We start from the raw sequence: 15,994 nt of genomic DNA, 5'->3' as shown, positions 1-15,994 counted from the left end.
AGACATGAGCATTCTGATCAACGAAAAGACCAAGATCATCGTCCAGGGCTTCACCGGCGACAAAGGTACCTTCCACGCCAAGGAGATGATCGAGTACGGCACCAACGTCGTCGGCGGCGTGACCCCGGGCAAGGGCGGCACCACTCACCTCGGCAAGCCGGTGTTCAACACGGTGGCCGACGCGGTCGCCGCGACCGGTGCCGAAGCGTCGATCACCTTCGTCGCGCCGGCCTTCTGCGCCGACGCCATCATGGAAGCGGCCGACGCCGGCATCCAACTGGTGTGCTCGATCACCGACGGCATCCCGGCGCAGGACATGATGCGCGTCAAGCGCTACTTCATGCGCTACCCGAAGGAGCGTCGCACGCTGATGGTCGGCCCGAACTGCGCCGGCATCATCAGCCCGGGCAAGGCCATGCTGGGCATCATGCCGGGCCACATCTACAAGCAGGGCAACATCGGCATTGTGTCGCGTTCGGGCACGCTGGGCTACGAAGCGGCTGCGCAGATGAAGCAGCTGGGCATTGGCGTGTCGACCTCGGTCGGCATCGGCGGCGACCCGATCAACGGCTCGTCCTTCCTCGACCACCTGATGAAGTTCCAGGAAGACCCGGACACCCACGCCGTGGTGATGATCGGCGAAATCGGCGGCCCACAGGAAGCCGAAGCGTCCGCCTGGGTGAAGGAGAACATGAAGAAGCCGGTGATCGGCTACGTCGCCGGCCTGACCGCACCGAAGGGCCGCCGCATGGGCCACGCCGGCGCCATCATCTCGGCGGCCGGTGACTCGGCTGCAGAGAAGTCGGAAATCATGCGTTCCTTCGGCCTGACCGTCGCGCCGAGCGCCGGCGAGCTGGGCAGCACCGTGGCCTCCGTCCTGGCCAAGCTGTAAGAGCAGAGCAGCACGGGGCGTGCGGAGCGCGCCCTGCTTTCCGTCCGCCCCGGTGGGGCGGACGCCCGCCACCAGCCTGCGAGACTCCCACCGTGGTGAGTGATCCCATTTCCGTTCCCGCGTCTGCCGACGCCTCCGGGGCGGCTTTCTCGGAAAAGGCGATCGACCTGCTGTTTTCGCTGCTGCGCGAAGTGGTCGAACGTCACCATCCCGAACTGCTGCCGGTGCTTGCCGGCGAGTCGGGCAACAGCCTTTCCCCACAGATGCTGGGCCGTGCCATCCAGGCCCAGGGCATCCTGTTCCAGCTGCTGTCGATCGCCGAACAGAACGGCGCCATGCGCAAGCGGCGCGAAATCGAGCGCCACCAGGGCCGCGAAAGCCTGCCCGGCACCTTTGCCAGCGTGCTGGCCTCGGCGAAGAAGGCCGGCCTGTCACCGGAGCGCGTGCGCGAGGCCTTCGCCGGCCTCAAGGTGCGCCCGGTGCTGACCGCGCACCCGACCGAAGCCAAGCGCGTGACCGTGCTGGAGCGCCATCGTCGCATCTACCGCATGCTGATCGAGCTCGAGTCGCCGCGCTGGACGCCGCGCGAGCGCCACGATCTCGAAGACGCGCTGCGCAACGAAATCGAACTGCTGTGGCTGACCGGCGAACTGCGCCTCGAAAAACCGAATGTGTCGCAGGAAATCGCCTGGGGCCTGCACTTCTTCAACGAAACGTTGTTCGAGGTCGGCCCCGACGTGCTGGCGCGCGCCGACGAGGCGATGGCGCAGCATTTTGGCGAAGCGGATCTGCCGGGTTTCCTCGAATTCGGTTCCTGGATAGGCGGCGACCGCGACGGCAACCCCTTCGTTACCAATGCAATCACGCGCGGTGCGCTGGTCGAATGCCGGCTGGCCAGCCTGCGCCGCCACCGTCAGTCGGTGCTCGAACTGCTGCGCGGCCTGTCGGTGACCGAAGCGTCGCTCATGTTGTCCGGTGACTTCCGCGACGCGCTGATGCTGGCGCTGGAAGAGAGCGGCGAGGGCAATGCGATTGCCGCGCGCAATCCGGGCGAACCGTTCCGCCAGTTCCTGGTGTGCGTGCTGGGCAAGCTGGACGACACCATTACCTGCACCCAGGCGGAAGAGGGCGCGGCCTGTCGTCGCGGCTACGAATCCGCCGACCGCCTGATCGCCGACCTGCGCACGCTGGAAGCCGGCCTGCGCGACGCGAAGCTCGGCCGCATCGCCGACACCGAAGTGGTGCCGCTGCGCCGCCAGATCGAAATGTTCCGCTTCAGCACCGTGCGTCTCGACGTGCGCGAGAACTCGACCCGCGTCACGCAGACGCTGGAAGCGCTGTGGCGCGCCAGCCGCGGCGAGCCGGACGACGTGCCGGCGCCGGCGCAGGACAGCGCCGAGTGGCGCGAGTGGCTCTTGGCCGAACTGGCCGCGCCGCGCGCCGGCGTACGCGACACCAGCGGCCTGCCGGCGGTGGCGGCCGAAACGCTGGGCCTGTTCCGGCTGATCGCCGACATGCGTCCGCGCGTCGGCCGCGAAGCCTTCGGCAGCTTCATCCTGAGCATGACGCGCAATGTGTCGGACGTGCTCGGCGTCTATCTGCTGGCGAAGGAAGCCGGTCTGTACGCCGATCCGGCCGGCGTCGAGCGCTGTTCGCTGCCCATCATGCCGCTGTTCGAAACCATCGACGACCTGCGTCGCGCGCCGGCCATCATGCGCGAGCTGCTGGCCATGCCGCTGATCAAGCGCTCGGTGCGTGCGCTGGGCGGCGTGCAGGAAGTGATGATCGGCTACTCCGACTCGAACAAGGACGGCGGCTTCCTGTCGTCGAACTGGGAGCTGTTCAAGGCGCAGCAGAAACTGACCGCGGTCGGCGGCGAAGCCGGCGTCAAGATCGCCTTCTTCCACGGTCGCGGCGGTTCGGTCAGCCGCGGCGGCGTGCCGGCAGGGCGCGCGATCGCCGCGCAGCCCGCCGGTTCGATCCAGGGCCTGTTCCGGCTGACCGAGCAGGGCGAGGTGATTTCGAGCAAGTACGCCAACAAGGGGACGGCCGCCTTCAACCTCGAACTGCTGGCCGCCAGCGTGTTCGACCACGCGCTGAAATCCGGCCGCGCCGACGGCCCGCACGCAGTGCCCGAGTTCGATGACGCACTCGAAGCGCTGTCGGGCGCCGCGCACGCGGCCTACCAGAACCTGATCTCGAATCCAGCGCTGGTCGGCTACTTCCAGGAAGCCAGTCCGCTGGAAGAGATTTCGCTGCTCAACATTGGCTCGCGCCCGGCGCGCCGCTTCGGCGCCAAGTCGCTGGCCGAACTGCGCGCGATCCCGTGGGTGTTTGCCTGGTCGCAGAACCGCCACATCGTCACCGGCTGGTACGGCGTCGGCTCCAGCCTCGCCAATTTCATCGGTGTGCGCGGTGCCAGTGGCGAAGCGCTGCTGGCGCGCATGTTCAACGAGTCGCCGCTGTTCCGCCTCATCGTCGATGAAGTGGAAAAGACGCTGGCCGTGGTCGATCTCGACATCGCCCGCGAATACAGCCAGCTGGTGGCCGACGCCGGTGTGCGCGAAGAGGTGTTCGGCATGATCGCCCGCGAGTACGACATCACGCGCACGCAGATCCTGCGCCTGTCGGGCACCCGCGGCCTGGCCGAGCGCTTCCCCGACTACCGCCAGAAACTCGACCACCGGCTGCCGGTGGTCAACCAGGTGAGCCGCCAGCAGATTTCGCTGCTGCGCGCTTTCCGCATGACCGACGACGCCGCGCGGAAAGAGGAATTCCGCAAGGCCCTGCTGCTGTCGATCAACTGCGTGTCCGCCGGCTTCGGCGCCACCGGCTGATCGTCCGACCCGACTTCTGAACCGACTTCGCACCATCCACCGGAGGAGACATCCATGAGCTTCACGATCATCGAACAAGCCACGCCCCGCCTGCACCGTTCCGAACTGGCCGTTCCGGGTTCCAACCCGGGCATGTTCGAGAAGGCCGCCAAGTCGGCTGCCGACATCATCTTCCTCGACTGCGAGGACGCGGTCGCGCCGGACGACAAGGAGCAGGCGCGCAAGAACATCATCGAGGGCCTGAACGACATCGACTGGGGCAACAAGACCATGATGGTGCGCATCAATGGTCTCGACACCCACTACATGTACCGCGACGTGGTGGACATCGTCGAAGCCTGCCCGCGCCTGGACATGATCCTGATCCCGAAGGCCGGCACCGCCGCCGACGTGTACGCGGTCGACATGATGGTCACGCAGATCGAGGCAGCCAAGAAGCGCACCAAGCGCATCGGCTTCGAAGTGCTGATCGAGACCGCGCTCGGCATGGCCAACGTCGAAGCGATCGCGCAGTCGTCGAAGCGCCTCGAAGCGATGAGCTTCGGCGTGGCTGACTACGCCGCCTCGACCCGCGCCCGCACCACCGTGATCGGTGGCGTGAACAAGGACAGCGTGGTGCTGACCGACAAGGACGAGCAGGGCAACCGCCAGTCCTTCTGGACCGATCCGTGGCACGCCGCACAGACCCGCATGATGGTCGCCTGCCGCGCCTACGGCCTGCGTCCGATCGACGGCCCGTTTGGTGACTTCAACGATCCGGACGGCTATATTTCCGCGGCGAACCGCGCTGCGGTGCTGGGTTACGAAGGCAAGTGGGCCATTCACCCGTCGCAGATCGAACTGGCGAACAAGGTCTACACGCCGTCGGAAGCCGAAGTGACCAAGGCACGCCGCATTCTCGAAGCGATGGCGCAGGCGGCGAAGGAAGGCCGCGGTGCGGTGTCGCTCGACGGTCGCCTGATCGACATCGCCAGCATCCGCATGGCCGAAGCGCTGATCGCCAAGGCCGACACGATCGCCGCGGCACGCTGAGCGTGCGGCAGCGCGGCCGGGGAGGGCCCGGCCGCGTGATCAATATAAGAAGCAGATGAAGCAGATGCAGTAACGGCGGGTAGTGAGGCCCGCCGCTTTCCACCCCGATTGACGACTACACGGAAAAAACCAATATGGCATCCGATATCGAAATCGCCCAGCAGGCGAAAATGCAGCGCATCAGCCAGGTGGTGTCCAAGCTGGGCATCCCGGAAGACGCGATCGAGCCCTACGGCCACTACAAGGCCAAGGTGTCGCTCGACTACCTGAACAGCCTGAAGGACCGTCCGGACGGCAAGCTCATCCTGGTCACCGCGATCAGCCCGACGCCGGCAGGCGAAGGCAAGACCACGACCACCGTCGGTCTGGGCGACGCGCTGAACCGTATCGGCAAGAAGACCATGATCTGCCTGCGCGAGCCCTCGCTGGGCCCGGTGTTCGGCGTCAAGGGCGGTGCGGCGGGCGGCGGCTACGCGCAGATCGTGCCGATGGAAGACATCAACCTGCACTTCACCGGTGACTTCCACGCCATCGGCGCCGCGCACAATCTGCTGTCGGCGCTGATCGACAACCACATCAACCACGGCAACGAACTGCGCATCGACCCGCGCCTGATCCAGTGGAAGCGTGTGGTCGATATGAACGACCGCGCACTGCGCAAGATCACCATCGGCCTCGGCGGCACCGCCAACGGCTTCGTGCGGGAGGACGGCTACGACATCGTGGTCGCGTCCGAAGTCATGGCCATCCTGTGCCTGGCCAATTCGCTGATGGACCTGAAGGAACGTCTCGGCCGCATCATCATCGGCTACACCCTGGGCGACAAGAAGCCGGTGTACGCGAGCGACCTGAAGGCGCAGGGCGCCATGGCCACGCTGCTGAAGGATGCGATCAAGCCGAACATCGTGCAGACGCTGGAGAACAACCCGGCCATCATCCACGGCGGCCCCTTCGCCAACATCGCGCACGGCTGCAACTCGGTCACCGCGACCAAGGCCGGCCTGAAGATGGCCGACTACGTCGTGACCGAAGCCGGCTTCGGTGCCGACCTCGGCGCCGAGAAGTTCATCGACATCAAGTGCCGCATGGCCGGGCTGAACCCGTCGGCCGTCGTGCTGGTCGCCACTATCCGCGCGCTGAAGTTCCACGGCGGCGTGAAGAAGGAAGACCTGAACCAGGAAAACCTGGCCGCGCTGGAAAAGGGCATCGTCAACATCGAGCGCCACCTGAAGAACATCACCGAGCACTACGGCCTGCCCTGCGTCGTGTCGGTGAACCACTTCACCTTCGACACCGACGCCGAAATCGCGCTGCTGAAGAGCCGTATCGAAGCGCTCGGCGGCAAGTTCGTGATCGCCCGTCACTGGGCGAGCGGCGGTGCCGGCGCCGAAGAACTGGCGCGCATGGTTGCCGACATCTGCGACAACGCACCGGGCAAGCACACTTTCGTCTACGACGAGAACGCGACGCTGCAGGACAAGATCACCACCATCGCCACCAAGATCTATGGCGCCGGCGCGGTGACCTTCTCCGACGCCGCCCGCAAGCAGCTCGAAAGCTGGAACGCCGACTACGGCCGTTTCCCGGTCTGCATGGCGAAGACCCAGATGTCCTTCTCCGCCGACCCGGCTGCCCGCGGCGCACCGAGCGGCCACACGCTCAACGTGCGCGAAGTGCGCCTGGCCAACGGCGCAGGTTTTGTGGTCGCCATCTGCGGCGACATGATGACCATGCCGGGCCTGCCCAAAGTGCCGGCGTCGGAAAAGATCGACATCGACGAGCACGGCAAGGTGTCGGGACTGTTCTGATCACGGACCGAGCCGAGCAACAGAAACGCCGCCCTTGGGCGGCGTTTCTGTTTGCGCGCGCATGTTTTGACTGCGCAGCGCGTCCTGGGGGAATGTTTACCTGCCGCGTATGAAATCCAGCAGATCCCCGGTGAGACGTTCCTTGTGTGTGGCGAACAGGCCGTGCGGTGCGCCGTCGTACTCGAGCAGCATGGAGTTCGCGATGCCCCGCGCCGTCGGCCTGGCCGACGCTTCGATCGGCACGGTCCTGTCGTCGGTGCCATGGATGATCAGTGTCGGCACCTGGAAGGCGGCGAGCTCGCTGCGGAAGTCGGTGCCCGAGAAGGACTTCACGCAGTCCAGTGTGGCCTTCAGGCTGGCCTGCATCGCCACGCTGCGCGCCCATTCGAGCAGTTCGTCGCTGACCGGATGGGACATGATGCCGACGCCGAAGAAGTCCTTGAAGAAGCCGCTGAAGAATTTGGCGCGGTCGTCGTTGATGGCCGCAGCCGTGGTGTCGAAGGCGCTCTGTTCCGTGCCGTTCGCGTTGTCGGAGGTCTTCAGGCGGAAGGGCAGCACCGACGACACGAGGACCGCTTTCGCCACCAACCTGCCGCCGTGGCGAGACATGTAGCGGGCGACTTCGCCGCCGCCCATCGAGAAGCCCACGAGCACGGCGTCCTGCGCGCCGGTCTGCTCGATCACGCTCGCCAGGTCGTCGGCCAGCGTGTCGTAGTCGTAGCCCTGCCAAGGCTGCGATGAGCGGCCAAAGCCACGACGATCGTACGCGATGGTGCGGTATCCCGCCTCGGCGAGGGCCATCGCCTGATCGTCCCAGCTATCGGCGGACAGTGGCCAGCCATGAATAAGTATGACCGGCTGGCCGCTGCCCCAGTCCTTCACGTACAGCTTGCTCTGGTCGTGCGTGGTGACGGAGTACATAGGTGTTTCCCTTTTCGGTGGAGTGTCTGCCGTCCCGCAGGCCATGCACTGCGGCGACGCCATAGGAGCCGAAAACCTGCTGCGCCGCATCGCGTTCCGGCAGCACGTATACGACGGCTCCGTTCATCGCGTTGTGCGCGCCAAGGTAGGTTTCGTAGAAGACGACGGGCACGTTGATGCACCCGTAGGAAATGCGGTTGTCGTCGCTGCTCGCGGTGGCCAGCCGGTGCAGCCGCTGCTCTTCCGGTCGGGTCGTGCGCACGCGGTGCATCGATACGGCAGCGGCATAGTCGATCCATACGACATCCTCGCCCAGCGTGTTGCGACCGCGCTGCGCCAGGAAACGCCCGGCTGGCGTGGTGCGCTCGTCGGGTCGTATCTGTTCCATCGGCCGGTCGCCTATCCCCGGCACCGAGTGATCGCCGTGGGCGGCACCCAGCAGCACCGGCGCCGACGCGAGGAGGCGGGCATCGGCGGCGAAGGCATACAGCCTTGCAGCCTTCTTGTCGACGACGAAGAAGCGGGCGCCCGCGTTGTCGTGCGTATCGGCGACCCAGTCCGCGACATGGCGAACGTCGTCCGACGCTGCGCCCGCGTCGATATCCGCGAATCGCGGGCTCGATTCGATCAGCCCGGCGTCCGCCGGGTTTGCAGGTTGCCGGCCCGCCGCGACCGGAAGAAGAAGCGCCAGCGCGGCAAGGCCGACGCCCACGCCACGCCGGACCGCGCCTGCGGCATCCATGTCTGCATGCGGACTTGCCGCTCTGCCGGACGGTTTCACGGAACGTCGATCAACGACACGGTTCAACCGGTCGTGTCATCTGCTCCGTCAGTTGCGATCGGCGCGTGCGACGAGCTCGCCCGAGCTGCTTTCGCCGGCACCGGTGGGCTTCTCGTTCGACATGTCGCGCAGGGCCCTGGCGCGTTCGCGCTCAACATCCGTTTCGCGGGCTGCGCTGGATGAGGTACTGCCCGTCTGCCCCTTCTCATGTTCCTGCAGGGCAGGGTGAGAGGGCATGGCCTGACTGTCGGCACCGCCCTTTTCGACAACCAGAGGGCTGCTGACCTGACCGGACGATTTGTCGGGGCTGTTCTGGTTCTGCGCGTAGGCAAAACCGATGACGCCCATCACTGACAGGGCGCTGAGGGTGGAAACGAGGACTTTTGAGGTTTTCATGCGTGGACTCCTTGAAGGAAAGGGTGTGCTCTGCCGGCAAAGCCGGATGAACATCAACCTAGACCCATCGCGCAAGGAACTCGGTGCGGCAGCGCACTGAGGTGTGTCATGCCCCTGGCACATCGCAAGCGGACAGGACATCCTGCGCTGGCAAGGAGGCCGGACGGCAAAAGTCCCCTGAAGCTCGTCGCGGCACGGCGCCGAAGATGCTCAGCCCGACAGGATCTCGTCCGCATGAATGATCGCCCGCGCGATCTCCTCCGTCGGCACGCGCTTGCTCATCGCCTGTTCGCGAATGATCTTGTAAGCCTCGGCATCGCTGACGCCGCGGGTGCGCATCAGGATGGCCTTGGCGTCGTTGATCTGGTTCACGCTGAGCAGCTTCTGCTCAAGTCGCTGCACCCTTTTCTTGTAGCCGCGCATTTCCTGCGTCAGGCCGACGGTGAGCACCAGTGAGGCGAGCACGCCGGTCGAGCGCAGCGGGGCGCTGAGCACGCCGGTGGCACCCAGGCGCAGCATCACTTCGAAGATGGTCGGGTTCTCGTAGCCGACGACGGCGATCACCGCCGGCGGCTGTTCGAAGTTGCTGAAGTTCAGCGGCGCGTGCATCTCGTTGGACTGGATCGCGTAGTACACGACATCGACGTTGTCCGGGATGTCCTGCACCGGCGGCCAGAAGGTCTGCACCTGGCAGCCTATGCGCTTCAGTTGCTGGATCAGCACCTCGCCGTCGGCGTCGCGCGGATGCAGCACGACGATGCGCAGATTGCGCAGCTGGGTCAGGAATTCCGGCGTGATCCGCTTGCTGCGTACGCCTGCGCGCGGCGGACTGCTCACGTCGATTCCTCTTCGCTCGCATTGACGCGCAGCCGCGTGCTCCAGTCGTCGAAGGAGTGGCTGACCAGGTAGGGGTCGGCATCGACGCCGCCCGGCGTCTCGGCCAGTATCGTGAACTGGCCCTCGCTGTTCACCCGGCCGATGCGCGGGTAGAGGCGGGCGTGGTGGTTGTGCGGCAGGATACGGATGCGGCCCTGCGGCGCGTCGAACTCGCGCCCGAGAACGTGCGGCAGCAGGATGTCATGCTCGTCGCTGCCCGCTTCGCGGAAGGCGTCGGCGAACACATGCACCTGGTAGTAGGACGACTCCCAGCTCATGTTGGGCTGCACCTCGTTGCCGAACAGCTTGCGGAACAGCGCGACGCAGTCGCGGTTGCGCGGGGTGTCGATGGACTGGAAATAGGTGCCCGCCGTGTAGTGACCTTCCGCCAGTCGGATACCCATTTCGGATACCTCTTCCTCACTGGTGCACAGGCTGGCGATCGGCATCTTCTTCGGATCGAAGCCGGCGTCCGCGTAGGCCTGGTAGAGCATGCGGGTGGTCTTGCCGACCATGGTCGAGAAGATGAAGTCCGGCTGCTTGGCCTTGATGTCCTTCATGATCGGCGTGAAGGCGCTTTCCTTCGCGTCGAGGTGCACATAGCGCTCGCCCACCTTGGCGCCACCCTGACGGTGGTGCACGAAGTCGCTCATGATGCGGTTCGACTCGTAGGGAAAGATGTAGTCGCTGCCGATCAGGTACACCCGCGCGCCGAAACGGGACGACATGTAGTCGGCGAGCAGGGCGCTGTTCTGGTTCGGTGCCCCACCGGTGTAGATGATGTTGTTCGAGAACTCGAAGCCCTCGTACATGGTCGGGCAGAACAGCAGGCGGTTCCATCTTTCGACCACCGGCAGCACCGCCTTGCGCGTGCTCGACATATAGCAGCCGAAGATGACATTGACTTTGTCGTCCTGTACCAGACGGGTCGCGAGCGAGCGGAATTGTTGCGGGTTGGACTGCGGATCGTAGTAGACCGGAACCAGCTCTCGGCCGTCGATGCCGCCGGCATCGTTGATCTCGCGGATCGCGAAAAGCGTTCCGGCGAGCATCGTGTTTTCGATGCGCGATGTCACGCCCTCGCGCGAGAACAGAACACCGACCTTGATGGGATCGTTTGTGGACACGGGTTTGCGGCCGGGTGACAAAAAACGTGATCGATACTAACAGAGCTTGACCGCGCGAAAGAGGCTCACTAAGATTCACTCAACGCTTCGCCCCGCCAACACTGCCGGGCGCGAAGACGGGCAAAAAGGCCTGCACGGATCTCCGGATCCGGCAGGCCTTTTTGTTTTGGTTTTTCGCTTTCGAGTTTTCGCAATTTTTCGCATTGGCCAGTGCCGGCCGGTCGCGACAGGAGCTTCCAGATGTTCAACCCTTGAAGGAGAGTGCAGTGATTCCGATACCCAGGAAAGGCTCGCCGGAGCGCGACCGGCTGATCCAGGAACACCTCGAGTGCGTGAAGTCCATGGCCGGCGTGGCCGGCTTCTCGGTGCTCAAGTGCGCGACGCCCGGCGACACCACCCACATCAGCGGCGGCGTGCACGAAGACCCCTTGCTCAAGCGCGTGCTGCTGCGCATGCGCGGCGCCTCGCCCAAAGGCAAGCTCATCGTCATCTGCACGAAGATCGACGCGGAATGGCGCATCGGGCGTCTGTCCGGCATTCGCGGCGTGCCGCCGGTATTCGTTGACGACACCGTCTACACCAGCGAGCAGGACATCCAGCACGCCATCTTCCTGATGCGTCTCGACGAGATGGAAGAGACCGACGGCATGCCGGAGCACTACCACGAAGGCTACAAGCGGCGCGACGACAACTGGCCGGTGACCTGATCACCACCCAGCGCTGACGCGCGGCTGCGGCCGCACCCGTCTTCACCCTACCTACTGCAAAAGCATCCGAGCCCCCGGAGGGCGGCGCTCGGCCTGGAGAAACGACCATGTGTGCAATGCGACTGACCGGATACGCCGACAAGTTCAGTGTCCATCCGGGCGACACCATCAAGTTCTACGTCAATTGCGACGGACCGAAGAAGTACAGCGCGTCCATCGTGCAGATGATCAACGGCGACACCAATCCGCGCGGCCCCGGCTTCATCGAGAAGGCCGTGAAGGCGGACTGTGAGGGCGTCTACGACGGCATCAAACAGGTCGTCTATGGCGGTTCCTACGGCTTCGTGGCGGATGCGCCGCAACTGAAGCCGGACAGCTTCACGCTGCAGTGCTGGATCTGGCCGACCACGCCGAAGACCGACAAGCGCTACTGGAAGCACGGCGCCCAGGGCCTGGTGACCAAGTGGTCGGGCGGCAAGGGTTACGGCCTGTTCATCAATACCGACGGTTGTGTCGAGCTGCGCATCAATGGCGAAACCTACACCACCGGCGCGCCGCTGCGCGACCACGCCTGGCACTTCATCGCTGCCAGCTTCGACGCGAAGACCGGTGAGGTGGTGCTGTATCACGAGCCGCAGGTGGTGTATGCGCTCGACCCCGAAATCCCGCCGGTGAAGGCGACCTTCAAGGGCAAGGTCGAACACACTGACCTGCCGCTGGTGATTGCAGGCTACGTTGATCATGTCGATCCGGGTCCGCTGGGTCTGTCCTCGCTGCCGCAGGGCGTCATCGTCGGCGGCCACTACAACGGCAAGATCGACAGCCCGCGCCTGTGCAGCCGCGCGCTGTCGCGCTTCGAGATCGAAATGATGAAGGGCGGCGCGCAGCCGGGGCTGACCGAGCGCCGCAACGCCGGCCCGACCGGTGTGCTGTCGGAAGCCATCGTCGCCGCCTGGGACTTCTCCGACGGCATCGACACGCTGGTGGCGAAGGACGCCGGTCCCTACCGCTTCGACGCCACGCTTGTTAACTGCCCGACGCGCGCGCTGACCGGCTACAACTGGGCCGGCCAGACCTTCGACTGGAAGGTTGCGCCGAAGGAATACGGCGCCATCCACTTCCACGACGACGATCTCGACAACGCGCGCTGGGAAGTGAGCTTCGAGTGGACCGTGCCGGCCGACATCAAGAGTCGCTTCTACGCCGCCAAGCTGACGACGCCGGAAGGTGACGAGGACTACATCCCGTTCTGGATCGTGCCGAAGATCGGCCAGGAACAGTCGAAGATCGCGGTCATGGTGCCCACCATCAGCTACATGGCCTACGCGAACGAGCACGTCGCGTGCAACGCCGGCGGCGCTGAACTGTTCGTGTATCGCGTGCCCATCATGCAGCAGCAGAACATGTTCCTCGCCGAACACCGCGAGTACGGCGGCTCGATCTACGACACCCACACCGACGGCAGCGGCATCTGCCTGTCGTCGCGGCTGCGGCCCATCCTGAGCATCCGTCCGAAGTACGACCACTTCCTCGCGCAGGCACCGTGGCAGTACCCGGCCGACCTGCACCTGATCTGCTGGCTGGAACAGATGGGCTACGAGTACGACGTGTTCACCGACGAGGACGTGACCTACGACGGTCTGGCCCGGCTCGAGAACTACAACGTCATCATCACCGGCTCGCACCCCGAGCACAATTCGGGCACCCAGCTCGACGCGTTGCACAACTACACGCAGCGCGGCGGCCGCCTGATGTATATGGGCGCCGACGCCTGGTACTGGGTGCATTCCTTCCACCCGGCCTACGACGGACTGGGCCGCGGCATCGTCACCGAAATGCGCCGCTGCGAATCCGGCATCCGCACCTGGCGCGCCGATCCGGGCGAGTACTACCACCAGGGCACCGGCGAGCTGGGCGGCATGTGGCGCTATCGTGGCCGCTACCTGCACTCGGTGGCCGGCACCGGCATGTCGTCGGAGGGCTTCGACATCTCGTCCTACTTCTCGCGCACGCCGGAAAGTCTGGATCCGCGCGTCAGCTGGGCCTTCGACGGCATCAGCTACGAGGAGAACCTCGGCAACTTCGGTCTGGTCGGCGGCGGAGCGGCCGGTCTGGAACTGGACATCGTCGACACCATGCTGGGTTCGCCGCCGCACATCCTCACCGTCGCCACCTCGGCCGGCCGTCACACCGAGGCCTACCTGCTGGTGATGGAGGATTTCGGTTTCAACCAGCAGGGTCTGGACGGCACCGTGCATCCGCGCGTGCGCGCCGACATCACCTTCCACGAAACGCCCAACGGCGGCGGCTGCTTCGCATTCAGCTCCATCGCCTACTGCGGCTCGCTGCCGTGGAACAACTGCGACAACAACATTTCGCGTCTGACCAAGAACGTGCTCGACCGCTTCATGCAGGACGGCCCGCTGCCGGCCGCGCCGAAGGAAGCATACAAGCACCGCGGTCGCGCGGACTATGAGTCGCCGGCGCTGGCGTCGAAGAACTGATGTGAGGGGCACGCAGGGTTCGCTCGCGGTGCGGGCGAACCCTGCGCAGACGGAATCAGACGGAGGACTCGTCGATGGAATGCATGACCGAACATCCGGTGCATCTGCACCGCCGGCCGGCGAAAGCCGGCGGCGCATTCGACGTCGCCGCGTTTCGCGGGCTGGATTTTGCCCGCGCCGAAGACGACGCGATCTGGACGCGCGAATGGGTGTGCGTGGGCAGCACGCTCGACATCCCGGCTGCCGGCGATCTGCTGCCTTTCACCGTCGGCGACCACGCCATCCACGTGCAGCACCTGCCGGACGGCGGTTTCGCCGGCCGCTTCAACAAGGCGCAGCACGGCGGCTGCCGCGTGGTGCCGCTGCAGTGTCAGCAGGGCGCGAAGACGCCGTGCTCGTTCACATCCTGCGGCCACAGTCTCGACCGTCCGGCGATCGCCGCCGGCGAACTGGGCGAGGGGACGCCCGAGATGTACCAGTATCTGGGGCTGCGGCCGGAGCGCCTGCTGCCGGTGCGCACCGCGACCTGGGGGCCGCTGCTGTTCGTCAGCCTCGATCCGCACGGGGCGTCGTTCGAGCCGATCGCCCGCGCGCTGACGTCGGCACTGCCGGCGTGGCGCGGCGAGCCCGCGGACAACCACCGCGCCCGCTGGATAGCCTGCGACGCCAACTGGAAGCTGGTCGCCCAGCACTTGCTCGGGGCCTCCGCTACGTGTGCGTCCGGCGAAGTTGCGCTGTGCCGTGCCGATGCCGAAGGCGGGGCGGCACTGCTGTTTCCCAACCTCGTGCTGCTGTCATTCGCTGCAGGCTGCTGTGCCGTCATGCTGCAGCCGGTATCGCTCACCCGCACGCTGTGCCGGGTCACGCACTTCGGGCCAGACGACAGCGCGTTCTCTTGGGAGACGCTGCTGCATACCCGTCTCGCCGCCGCCGCCGAGGCGCAGTCGGCGATCGAAGGCGGCGGCATCGGCGGTCGCGGCTGTGAGCCGGCCAGCCGGCTGGATGCCGGCGGACGATGGATCGAGACACAGGTGATGGCGCGCATCGCTGCGCCCTGAATGCAGATCGGGAGATATCTATATGCAAACACAGATGGAAATGACTGCGGGGCTCGACGATGCGGTGGCCGCTTACCGCGACGGCGATCTCGCGACCGCCGCGCAGCGGTTCGAGACCCTGGCGGAAGAGGGCGACGTCGAGGCGCAAGCCTGGATCGGCGCGCTGCACGCGAACGGCGAAGGCGTAACGGCCGATCTGACGACGGCCTTCCGCTGGTATCTGCGCGCCGCAGAGGGCGGCCACGTGCCGGCGCAGACCAATGTCGGCGCCATGCTCATCATGGGCAATGGCACGCCCGCCGATCCCGAACGCGGGCTGCACTGGCTGCGCGCGGCAGCCGAAGCCGGCGACGCGATGGCGCAGAGCAATCTGGCGACGCTGTACTTCAAAGGACAGGGCACGGCGCAGGACGAAGCGCAGGCGGCGCACTGGTACCGGCAGGCGGCAGGGCAGGGGCACTTCCCCTCGCAGGCGCGGCTGGGTTTCATGTACGCCAACGGGCTGGGCGTGGACAAGGACAGGGCGCAGGCCTTCGCCTGGCTGTCGCTGGCCGCGCAGCACGGCGTGGGCAGCGCGCTCAATGCGCTCGAAGGGATGATCGGCCAGATGTCGGCCGAAGAGAAACAGAAGGGGGCTGCGCTTTTTGACCAGTGGCGCAGCCGCACCGCGGCGGTGTCGTCGCCGGCGCGACTGATTCCGGTTCCGGGGTGATGCAATGAGCTACAGCGTGCAGCAGATCAAGTTCGAATGCCTCTCCTATATCAAGGAGTTCGGCGCGCGCATGGACGAGTGGTCCATCGGCATGGCGGACGACCCGGAACACGCGCTGTTCGGCCTGTGCGGCGTCGACCCGGAGCGCGACATCTGGCTCTGGAAGCCGGCACTGTCGGTGAACGCGGCGCGCACCGTGGTCGATTTCATGACCGGCCGCTACCGGCTGCATCCTGCGCGTGCGTCGAGGGCACCGGGCGGCCGCTGCGTGTTCATGTACCGACGATCGAAAATTGTAGATGGATAGCGACCCGCGCCGGGGTCGGGGTTCTTTGGGAGGGGT

Annotated in this window: 14 protein-coding genes; 9 read left to right on the top strand and 5 right to left on the bottom strand. The window is 65.7% G+C overall.

What is annotated here, in order from left to right:
* Window positions 1-4 precede the first annotated feature (4 nt).
* The 4 genes from sucD (at window position 5) to AC51BJ_RS08350 (ending at window position 6,569) form a co-directional block, all read left to right on the top strand.
* On the top strand, window positions 5-892 hold the full coding sequence (gene sucD, locus AC51BJ_RS08365) for a succinate--CoA ligase subunit alpha (RefSeq protein ID WP_018228791.1): 888 nt from the start codon (window positions 5-7) through the stop codon (window positions 890-892).
* A 95-nt stretch (window positions 893-987) separates the two neighbouring features.
* Window positions 988-3,729, top strand: coding sequence for a phosphoenolpyruvate carboxylase (locus AC51BJ_RS08360; RefSeq protein WP_496279905.1), 2,742 nt, complete (start codon window positions 988-990; stop codon window positions 3,727-3,729).
* Between the two features lie 54 nt (window positions 3,730-3,783).
* Window positions 3,784-4,761, top strand: a complete 978-nt coding sequence (locus AC51BJ_RS08355) for an HpcH/HpaI aldolase/citrate lyase family protein (protein ID WP_019917760.1) — start codon at window positions 3,784-3,786, stop codon at window positions 4,759-4,761.
* Window positions 4,762-4,895: 134 nt separating this feature from the next.
* Window positions 4,896-6,569, top strand: coding sequence for a formate--tetrahydrofolate ligase (locus AC51BJ_RS08350; RefSeq protein ID WP_019917761.1), 1,674 nt, complete (start codon window positions 4,896-4,898; stop codon window positions 6,567-6,569).
* A gap of 96 nt (window positions 6,570-6,665) precedes the next feature.
* On the opposite strand, the gene AC51BJ_RS08345 is transcribed toward AC51BJ_RS08350, so the two are convergent.
* The 5 genes from AC51BJ_RS08345 to AC51BJ_RS08325 form a co-directional block, all read right to left on the bottom strand.
* The gene (locus AC51BJ_RS08345) at window positions 6,666-7,490 is read right to left on the bottom strand and encodes an alpha/beta fold hydrolase (protein WP_496279904.1); all 825 of its coding nucleotides are present in this window, start codon (window positions 7,488-7,490) and stop codon (window positions 6,666-6,668) included.
* Window positions 7,387-8,232: a hypothetical protein gene (locus tag AC51BJ_RS08340; protein WP_496279903.1), complete on the bottom strand. Its 846-nt coding sequence runs from the start codon at window positions 8,230-8,232 to the stop codon at window positions 7,387-7,389. Before AC51BJ_RS08340 ends, AC51BJ_RS08345 begins: the two co-directional genes overlap by 104 nt.
* Window positions 8,233-8,319: 87 nt before the next feature.
* Window positions 8,320-8,667, bottom strand: coding sequence for a hypothetical protein (locus AC51BJ_RS08335; RefSeq protein ID WP_430434443.1), 348 nt, complete (start codon window positions 8,665-8,667; stop codon window positions 8,320-8,322).
* 210 nt (window positions 8,668-8,877) lie between these two features.
* Window positions 8,878-9,504, bottom strand: coding sequence for an ANTAR domain-containing response regulator (locus AC51BJ_RS08330; RefSeq protein ID WP_496279902.1), 627 nt, complete (start codon window positions 9,502-9,504; stop codon window positions 8,878-8,880).
* The gene (locus AC51BJ_RS08325) at window positions 9,501-10,670 is read right to left on the bottom strand and encodes a transporter substrate-binding domain-containing protein (RefSeq protein ID WP_496279901.1); all 1,170 of its coding nucleotides are present in this window, start codon (window positions 10,668-10,670) and stop codon (window positions 9,501-9,503) included. Before AC51BJ_RS08325 ends, AC51BJ_RS08330 begins: the two co-directional genes overlap by 4 nt.
* Window positions 10,671-10,936: 266 nt before the next feature.
* On the opposite strand from AC51BJ_RS08325, the gene AC51BJ_RS08320 reads away from it, so the two are divergent.
* The 5 genes from AC51BJ_RS08320 to AC51BJ_RS08300 all read left to right on the top strand — a co-directional run bounded on the left by AC51BJ_RS08320 (window position 10,937) and on the right by AC51BJ_RS08300 (window position 15,958).
* On the top strand, window positions 10,937-11,377 hold the full coding sequence (locus AC51BJ_RS08320; RefSeq protein ID WP_496279900.1) for a N,N-dimethylformamidase alpha subunit family protein: 441 nt from the start codon (window positions 10,937-10,939) through the stop codon (window positions 11,375-11,377).
* A 107-nt stretch (window positions 11,378-11,484) separates the two neighbouring features.
* Entirely contained in the window at window positions 11,485-13,881 is a 2,397-nt protein-coding gene (locus AC51BJ_RS08315) for a N,N-dimethylformamidase beta subunit family domain-containing protein (protein ID WP_496279899.1), read from the top strand.
* Window positions 13,882-13,955: 74 nt separating this feature from the next.
* Window positions 13,956-14,939 carry a Rieske (2Fe-2S) protein gene (locus tag AC51BJ_RS08310; RefSeq protein ID WP_496279898.1) on the top strand — a complete coding sequence of 328 codons (984 nt, stop codon included), beginning with the start codon at window positions 13,956-13,958 and terminating at the stop codon, window positions 14,937-14,939.
* Window positions 14,940-14,961: 22 nt separating this feature from the next.
* On the top strand, window positions 14,962-15,651 hold the full coding sequence (locus AC51BJ_RS08305) for a tetratricopeptide repeat protein (protein WP_496279897.1): 690 nt from the start codon (window positions 14,962-14,964) through the stop codon (window positions 15,649-15,651).
* Between the two features lie 4 nt (window positions 15,652-15,655).
* Window positions 15,656-15,958: a hypothetical protein gene (locus AC51BJ_RS08300; protein WP_496279896.1), complete on the top strand. Its 303-nt coding sequence runs from the start codon at window positions 15,656-15,658 to the stop codon at window positions 15,956-15,958.
* The last annotated feature ends 36 nt before the right edge of the window (window positions 15,959-15,994 follow it).

The organism is Methyloversatilis sp. S146-33 (genome assembly GCF_059552495.1).
This window is presented reverse-complemented; position numbering and strand designations above follow the sequence as displayed.

Bases quoted from the DNA above. Each gene is read 5' to 3' on its own strand.
- AC51BJ_RS08300 (WP_496279896.1), top strand. From the start codon at position 15,656: ATGAGCTACAGCGTGCAGCAGATCAAGTTCGAATGCCTCTCCTATATC.
- sucD (WP_018228791.1), top strand. From the start codon at position 5: ATGAGCATTCTGATCAACGAAAAGACCAAGATCATCGTCCAGGGCTTC.
- AC51BJ_RS08340 (WP_496279903.1), bottom strand. From the start codon at position 8,232: ATGGATGCCGCAGGCGCGGTCCGGCGTGGCGTGGGCGTCGGCCTTGCC.
- AC51BJ_RS08315 (WP_496279899.1), top strand. From the start codon at position 11,485: ATGTGTGCAATGCGACTGACCGGATACGCCGACAAGTTCAGTGTCCAT.
- AC51BJ_RS08335 (WP_430434443.1), bottom strand. From the start codon at position 8,667: ATGAAAACCTCAAAAGTCCTCGTTTCCACCCTCAGCGCCCTGTCAGTG.
- AC51BJ_RS08355 (WP_019917760.1), top strand. From the start codon at position 3,784: ATGAGCTTCACGATCATCGAACAAGCCACGCCCCGCCTGCACCGTTCC.
- AC51BJ_RS08305 (WP_496279897.1), top strand. From the start codon at position 14,962: ATGCAAACACAGATGGAAATGACTGCGGGGCTCGACGATGCGGTGGCC.
- AC51BJ_RS08350 (WP_019917761.1), top strand. From the start codon at position 4,896: ATGGCATCCGATATCGAAATCGCCCAGCAGGCGAAAATGCAGCGCATC.
- AC51BJ_RS08310 (WP_496279898.1), top strand. From the start codon at position 13,956: ATGGAATGCATGACCGAACATCCGGTGCATCTGCACCGCCGGCCGGCG.
- AC51BJ_RS08345 (WP_496279904.1), bottom strand. From the start codon at position 7,490: ATGTACTCCGTCACCACGCACGACCAGAGCAAGCTGTACGTGAAGGAC.